Raw genomic sequence first — 6,211 nt, 5'->3', positions numbered from 1 at the left:
ATTATGTTAATTTTTTGCTCTTTTTTTTTTTCGCACTTTGGTTTTATTTGGGTGTTTGGTTGTGGGGTGTGGGGTGTGGGGTGTGGGGTGTGGGGTGTGCGGTGTAGGGTGTAGGGTGTGGGGTGTAGGGTGTGGGGTGTGGGGTGTAGGGTGTGGGGTGTAGGGTGTGGGGTGTAGGGTGTGGGGTGTGGGGTGTGGGGTGTGGGGTGTAGGGTGTGGGGTGTAGGGTGTGGGGTGTGGGGTGTGGGGTGTAGGGTGTAGGGTGTGGGGTGTAGGGTGTAGGGTGTGGGGTGTGGGGAAGTGGGGAAGTGGGGAATTGGGGAATTGGGGAATTGGGGAAGCTGTCTCATCACCCTATCACCCCAAAACCCTATCACCCCAAAACCCTATCACCCTATTTTCTGACTCCTGCCTACCGACGGCTAAAATAACTGACTCGGTCTCCCTCCCCGGTCAAGATTGAAAGCGATAAGCTAGAGTGTGAGGAGTGAAAACTTTTTAATCTCGTTTCGCCCCTAGAGGATAATAGCTCGATGTTGCGAATTATCACAGAGCCATGGTCAGCCAGAACGGAACTGAGACGAATTCGGGAACGGTTCGACGATCCGGAAATTCGGGAAAAAGAATCGCTTGTCCGAGAGATTGTCGATCAGGTGCGACTTACTGGCGATCGCTCGTTGGTGGATTATACGGAAAAATTCTACCAACAGTCCCTTAATCTACAACAACTAAAGGTGAGTGGCTCGGAACTTGATGCTGCTTATCAACAGGTGTCGCAGGATTTATTAAATGCGATCGCCGTTGCCTGTGAAAAAATGGAGGCTTTTCATCGTCAGCGTCTTCCCAAAGCTTGGGTCCAGTTTCCTGAGGATGGTACGGTTCGGGGGAAACGTTATCAACCAGTTAACAGCGTGGGAATTGTCGTTCCCGATGGGAAACGGGCCTATCTCAGTTTATTGCTCCAACAGGCGATTCCTGCCAAAATAGCGGGGGTTAAACGGATTGTCATGGTATCTCCTGCCGATGAGGATTTACGCATCCATCCGGCGATTTTAGTGGCAGCCCAATCGGTGGGTATTAGTGAGATTTATCGGGTGGCTGGACCACAGGCGATCGCCGCTTTAGCCTACGGCACAAAAACGATCGCTCCCGTGGAGATGATTGCCGGAATAGGTGATTTTTATACTAATTTGGCTAAAAAACTGGTTTCTGACCATGTAAAAATCGATTATCTCTCTATTACTTCTGATTTAGTTATTATTGCCGATAATCAAGCTAATCCCAGACAGTTAGCCCTAGATCTATTAGCGCAAGCGGAACAGTATTCCCTAGCGGCAGCGATTTTATTGACGACGGATAAGGCTTTGGCTTTAATAGTACAGGAAGAAGTGCAAAAACAGTTACAGGTACATCCCCAGAGATTGTTAACGGAAAAAGCGATCGCTCATTATGGTTTAATCGTGGTGGTGGAATCATTGGAGAAAGCGATCGAATTATCGAATCTTTTTGCTCCCACCCATTTATCTTTGATGATCGATGAGCCTTGGGAAAAGCTATCTTCTGTGAGACAATCGGGAACTATTCTCCTCGGTTCCACTACTCCAAAAGCGGTGGCTGATTATTTGGGTTGTCCCGTGGGAGTGGAAACTTTTCTCGATTCCGCCACTTTAATCGAATATCCCGCCGATTCCTTCGCCTCCATAGCCCATAATCTACAAATATTAGCCCAAGCGGAGGGCTTTACGGCAACGGATGCGGGTATAGAATCCCGAGGTCAGGACAAGAACTAGAAAAACTATAATCTTCTCAAAGCAACTATTGGGTCTAATTTAGCGGCACGATGAGCGGGAACAACACCGAAAATTAGACCGATGGCACTAGAAACTCCTAAAGCGAGAATTATCGCAGGGATTGAGACACTGGTGGTTAAAGCGGCAAAAATTCCCGCTAGATACATTCCTTGAATGCCGACAAAAATCCCGATAATTCCGCCAGTGGTGGCTAAAATCACCGATTCAATCAGAAATTGACCTTTTATATCCCCTTCTTTCGCTCCTAAAGCCTTTCTTAACCCGATTTCTTGGGTTCTTTCCGTGACTGACACGAGCATAATATTCATGACACCGATTCCCCCGACAAAAAGGGAAATACTGGCGATCGAGGCTAACATTCTAGTTAAACTCTCGTTAGTCTCTTTGGTCATTTCTAGGACTGCGGTTTGGGGGAAAACCTGCACATAATTCTCGTCGCTGACCTGATGACGCATTTGCAGCAGGTTGCTAATCTGAAACTGAGCGGCTTTAATTTGGGCAGAGTTTTTGGCCAAGACAGAAATATGAGTCAGGGGAATGCCATAGATAGCTCTGCGGCCTTGAACCTGATTAGACATGGTAGTTAGGGGAATTAAGGCTCGATCGTCCTGATTAGTCTCAAATAAGGAGCCTTTCGCCTGTAAAACTCCAATAACTTGAAAACTAAGATTGCCGATGCGAAGATTTTCGCCCACGGGATTGCGATTACCAAAGAGATTTTTGGCTAATTCCGATCCCAAGACAATCACCCGATTATCCCGTTTCAGGTCAGATTCCATAATAAATCTACCTTTAGATAGTTGACGGTTACGCACGTTTAGGTACTCGGCTCCCACCCCAATCAGGGGGCTATTACTGGTTCTATTACCGAAGGATAAAATTCTTTTACCGCTCAATTCGGGAGAAATGGCGGCAATGGAGGGAACTTGAGATGCGATCGCTTGAGCATCTTCGTAGGTGAGAGGCCGGGGATTAGGAATTGTCCGCCGGACATTGCGCGAGGAGGTGGAAACAAATAAAACATTCGGTCCGAGAGCTTCAAACTGCTCGAGGGCGACTTTTTGCGCTCCTTCACCCACTCCCACTAGGGCAATGACGGAAGCGTTACCGATAGCAATTCCTAGCATGGTCAGACCACTACGCAGTTTATTGCCCATCAAAGCGGAAAAAGCCATTTTCAGGTTTTCTAGCATTTCCATGGTTAGTTATATTCAGTGGGGAAGTGGGGAAGTAGGAATTATGAATTATGAATTATGAATTGGGGAGATGGGGAAGTGGGGAGATGGGGAAGTGGGGAAGTGGGGAAGTGGGAAGTGGGAAGTGGGGAAATTGAACTAAAACCCCAAAACCCCAAAACCCCAACCCTCAACACCTGACTCCTGACTCCAGGCTCCTGATTAGCGTGCAGAGATTTGGATCGTTTCCGGTTTACTTAAATCGCCGGTAATAGTTAAACTGCGCCGATTAGCGTTGAGATGACGGACAATTTTATAGATGGCTTCAACTTGGTCACTAGCGCCGATTTTGGCCGCTAGAGTGGCTAGGTCAAGAGAAGTTCCCGTTTCCCGAACAACTTGCACGATTTTTCTTTGTAAATCCAGAATAGAAGCGGCGGCTTTTTTCCCTGCTTCTACCCCGGGTTGATGGTAGGCGTTAATGTTAACTAAACTAGCATAGAAACTAACGGCCCGTTCGTAGAGGGCGATCAAGGCCCCTACCTGACGGGGAGTAACCTCTGGGATCGTGATAGTGATAGAGTGACGACTATTTTCGTATAAAGCTTGTCGAGTACCTTGCAGTAATCCTGAGAGAAAATCACCGGCAGTGGAGCCGGTTTCCACTTCCAGGGAATCTCCTTGTCGGTCTTTTAACACTTCAATAAAAGTAGCGAAGAAATTGGGAACACCTTCTCGTAATTGTTGGACGTAGGCGTGTTGGTCCGTAGAACCTTTGTTACCATAGACGGCGATACCTTGGTACACCTTATTACCATCGAGGTCTTTTTCTTTACCGAGGGACTCCATGACCAATTGTTGCAGATAGCGGCTAAAGAGATAGAGACTGTCTTTGTAGGGCAGAATCACCATATCTTTCTCTCCCTTGCCGTTGCCCTCATGATACCAAGCTAGAGCAAGTAGGGCGCTAGGATTTTTTTTCAGGTTATGGACGCGGGTGGCGATGTCCATTTCTTTGGCCCCGGCTAACATTTCATCAATGTCGATACCCTGCAAAGCGGCCGGGAGAAGACCGACGGCGGATAGTTCTGATGTACGACCACCGACCCAATCCTGCATGGGGAAACGAGTTAGCCAATCTTGGGCGTGTTTGTCCAGTTGGCTACCCGGCATAGTGACGGCGACTGCGTGTTGGGGAAAGTCTAAATCTTGTTTTTCGTAAGCGTTGCGGACCTCTAACATTCCGTTTCTCGCTTCGGGAGTGCCGCCGGATTTACTGGTGACGATAACGAGAGTGGTAGCTAAGGGTAAATGGGCTAGGGTGCGATCGATACCTTTGGGGTCGGTATTATCAATAAAAGCAATCTCTAAGGGGGGATTAAGGGGGGATAGAGCCGAACCGACGAATTGGGGACCCAAAGCAGACCCCCCGATGCCTACACAGAGAATATGGCTAAATTTTGCCCGATTGGGTGGCTTAATCGCTCCGGAGTGAATTTTCTTGACAAATTCTTTGATCTGTGCTAGGGGTTCGGTGATTTCGGCCCGCAATTCCTGGTTAGGAGCGAGTTCAGGAGCGCGCAGCCAGTAGTGGCCGACCATACGCTGTTCGTCGGGATTTGCGATCGCACCCTGTTCTAAGGCTGCCATATCTTGGAAAGCACGCTCGAATTTTGCTTCTAGACCTTTGAGAAAAGCCTCATCGAAGGGAATCCGACTGACATCGAGATAAAGTTCTAGGTTAGGGTGATAGTATAACCAATCTTGGTAACGTTGCCAGAGTTGCAGATTATCCATAAAAAAAAGCGAAATTTTTGTTTAATTACTCGTTTAGGAGAGATAAGATTCTATCCTCTCCAATCATCATACAGGTAGTTTTAGACTAGAAGTTGACGGTTAAGCATATATTAGGGGTTGGCAAAATGCTAACAGTGACGGAACTATCCCCTAATTGTTCGGCTTGCTGGTGTTGGCTGTTGATTTTTTAACCTTTCCTATGGCTATCTACTCATCCCCTCTCAAAATCGGTAATTTAGCAGTGCATAGCCGGGTCTTGCAATCACCTTTATCCGGTGTCACCGATTTAGTTTTTCGGCGCTTGGTGAGACGCTTTGCTCCTGATTCGATGCTCTATACGGAGATGGTTAACGCGACAGAAATCTCCCAGCTGCAAGAGTTACCGCAATTGATGGTTATCGGGGACAAAGAACAACCAATTAGTATGCAGTTATTTGATTGCCGTCCCGATTTTATGGCTGTGGCGGCGGAAAAAGCGGTTAAAGAAGGAGCGATGACCATCGATATTAATATGGGTTGTCCAGTTAATAAAATTACTAAAAAAGGCGGCGGTTCTTCCCTTTTACGACAGCCAGAAATTGCCGAGCAAATTGTTAGGGAAGTGGTGAGAGCGGTATCAGTGCCAGTAACGGTGAAAACTCGCTTGGGATGGAACGCTCAGGAGATTAATATTATCGATTTTGCCCGTCGTTTGGAAGATGCGGGAGCGCAAATGTTGACCCTGCACGCACGCACTAGGGAACAGGGTTATCACGGGCCGGCCGATTGGCAATGGATTAAATGGGTGAAGGAGGTTTTATCGATTCCTGTCATTGCTAATGGTGATATTGTTTCTGTGGAAGCGGCGATTAATTGTTTGGAATTTACCCGGGCCGATGGGGTGATGTGTTCGCGGGGAACCCTCGGTTATCCCTATTTGGTGGGGGAAATCGATTATTACCTCAAAACAGGGAAAAAGTTGCCGAAACCCACCTCTATTGACCTGTTAAGCCTAGCTAAAGAGCATTTACAGGGGCTATGGCTATACAAGGGACAACGCGGTATTTGGCAAGCGCGGAAACATCTGGCTTGGTATTGTCAGGATTTTACTGGTGCGGCGGTTTGGCGCGATCGGTTTTCGCGCATCGAATCCCTGGGGGAGGGCTGTGATTTAATTGATGAAGCTATTGCCCAATTAAACCTTGAAAACGAGAATATTTAGGGTCTGCTGAAAAAGTTTTTCCTGGTGGCAGGGTGTGGGGTGTAGGGTGTAGGGTGTGGGGTTTTACCGATTTTGAGGGGGTCAATTACCTAATTTTCAGGGAAAAAGTACCTGAATTTTCCCCCCAATCACTCCAATGGTCGGCAATTTTTGAGAGAAAAAAAGTCTAAAAACCTTATCCAACAAGATTTTTAGATTTATTCAGCAAACCCTCACTTAGTCGTCGT

General features: G+C 47.3%; 7 protein-coding genes. 3 read left to right on the top strand and 4 right to left on the bottom strand.

Annotation, left to right across the window (positions count from 1 at the left end; translation table 11 throughout):
* The coding region (locus O9332_RS10580; RefSeq protein WP_288025370.1) for a hypothetical protein at nucleotides 1-350 on the bottom strand (350 nt) is incomplete at its 3' end.
* A 183-nt stretch (nucleotides 351-533) separates the two neighbouring features.
* On the opposite strand from O9332_RS10580, the gene hisD reads away from it, so the two are divergent.
* Nucleotides 534-1,790: a histidinol dehydrogenase gene (gene hisD, locus O9332_RS10575; RefSeq protein ID WP_002757372.1), complete on the top strand. Its 1,257-nt coding sequence runs from the start codon at nucleotides 534-536 to the stop codon at nucleotides 1,788-1,790.
* Nucleotides 1,791-1,795: 5 nt separating this feature from the next.
* On the opposite strand, the gene O9332_RS10570 is transcribed toward hisD, so the two are convergent.
* Complete coding sequence (locus O9332_RS10570) at nucleotides 1,796-3,010, bottom strand: ABC transporter permease (RefSeq protein ID WP_002757374.1); 1,215 nt, start codon at nucleotides 3,008-3,010, stop codon at nucleotides 1,796-1,798.
* Between the two features lie 54 nt (nucleotides 3,011-3,064).
* Here O9332_RS10570 and O9332_RS10565 point away from each other — a divergent pair, with 54 nt between their 5' ends.
* Complete coding sequence (locus O9332_RS10565; RefSeq protein WP_288025366.1) at nucleotides 3,065-3,187, top strand: hypothetical protein; 123 nt, start codon at nucleotides 3,065-3,067, stop codon at nucleotides 3,185-3,187.
* A 21-nt stretch (nucleotides 3,188-3,208) separates the two neighbouring features.
* On the opposite strand, the gene O9332_RS10560 is transcribed toward O9332_RS10565, so the two are convergent.
* The gene (locus O9332_RS10560; RefSeq protein WP_288025364.1) at nucleotides 3,209-4,783 is read right to left on the bottom strand and encodes a glucose-6-phosphate isomerase; all 1,575 of its coding nucleotides are present in this window, start codon (nucleotides 4,781-4,783) and stop codon (nucleotides 3,209-3,211) included.
* Between the two features lie 199 nt (nucleotides 4,784-4,982).
* On the opposite strand from O9332_RS10560, the gene dusB reads away from it, so the two are divergent.
* Nucleotides 4,983-5,984: a tRNA dihydrouridine synthase DusB gene (gene dusB / locus O9332_RS10555; protein WP_288025362.1), complete on the top strand. Its 1,002-nt coding sequence runs from the start codon at nucleotides 4,983-4,985 to the stop codon at nucleotides 5,982-5,984.
* Here dusB and O9332_RS10550 read toward each other — a convergent pair.
* A complete protein-coding gene (locus tag O9332_RS10550; protein WP_288025373.1) occupies nucleotides 5,947-6,069 on the bottom strand; it encodes a hypothetical protein in 123 nt (40 codons plus the stop codon). The two genes, dusB and O9332_RS10550, sit on opposite strands and share 38 nt — an antisense overlap.
* Nucleotides 6,070-6,211: the final 142 nt, after the last annotated feature.

The organism is Microcystis sp. LE19-10.1B (assembly GCF_027530565.1).
Taxonomy (GTDB): Bacteria; Cyanobacteriota; Cyanobacteriia; order Cyanobacteriales; family Microcystaceae; genus Microcystis; species Microcystis aeruginosa.
The sequence above is the reverse complement of the archived record's forward strand: the minus strand, read 5'-3'. Positions and strand labels throughout refer to the sequence as shown.

Excerpts from the sequence above, each read along its gene's own strand:
- hisD (WP_002757372.1), top strand. The coding sequence starts at position 534 with ATGTTGCGAATTATCACAGAGCCATGGTCAGCCAGAACGGAACTGAGA.
- O9332_RS10570 (WP_002757374.1), bottom strand. The coding sequence starts at position 3,010 with ATGGAAATGCTAGAAAACCTGAAAATGGCTTTTTCCGCTTTGATGGGC.
- O9332_RS10565 (WP_288025366.1), top strand. The coding sequence starts at position 3,065 with ATGAATTGGGGAGATGGGGAAGTGGGGAGATGGGGAAGTGGGGAAGTG.
- O9332_RS10560 (WP_288025364.1), bottom strand. The coding sequence starts at position 4,783 with ATGGATAATCTGCAACTCTGGCAACGTTACCAAGATTGGTTATACTAT.
- dusB (WP_288025362.1), top strand. The coding sequence starts at position 4,983 with ATGGCTATCTACTCATCCCCTCTCAAAATCGGTAATTTAGCAGTGCAT.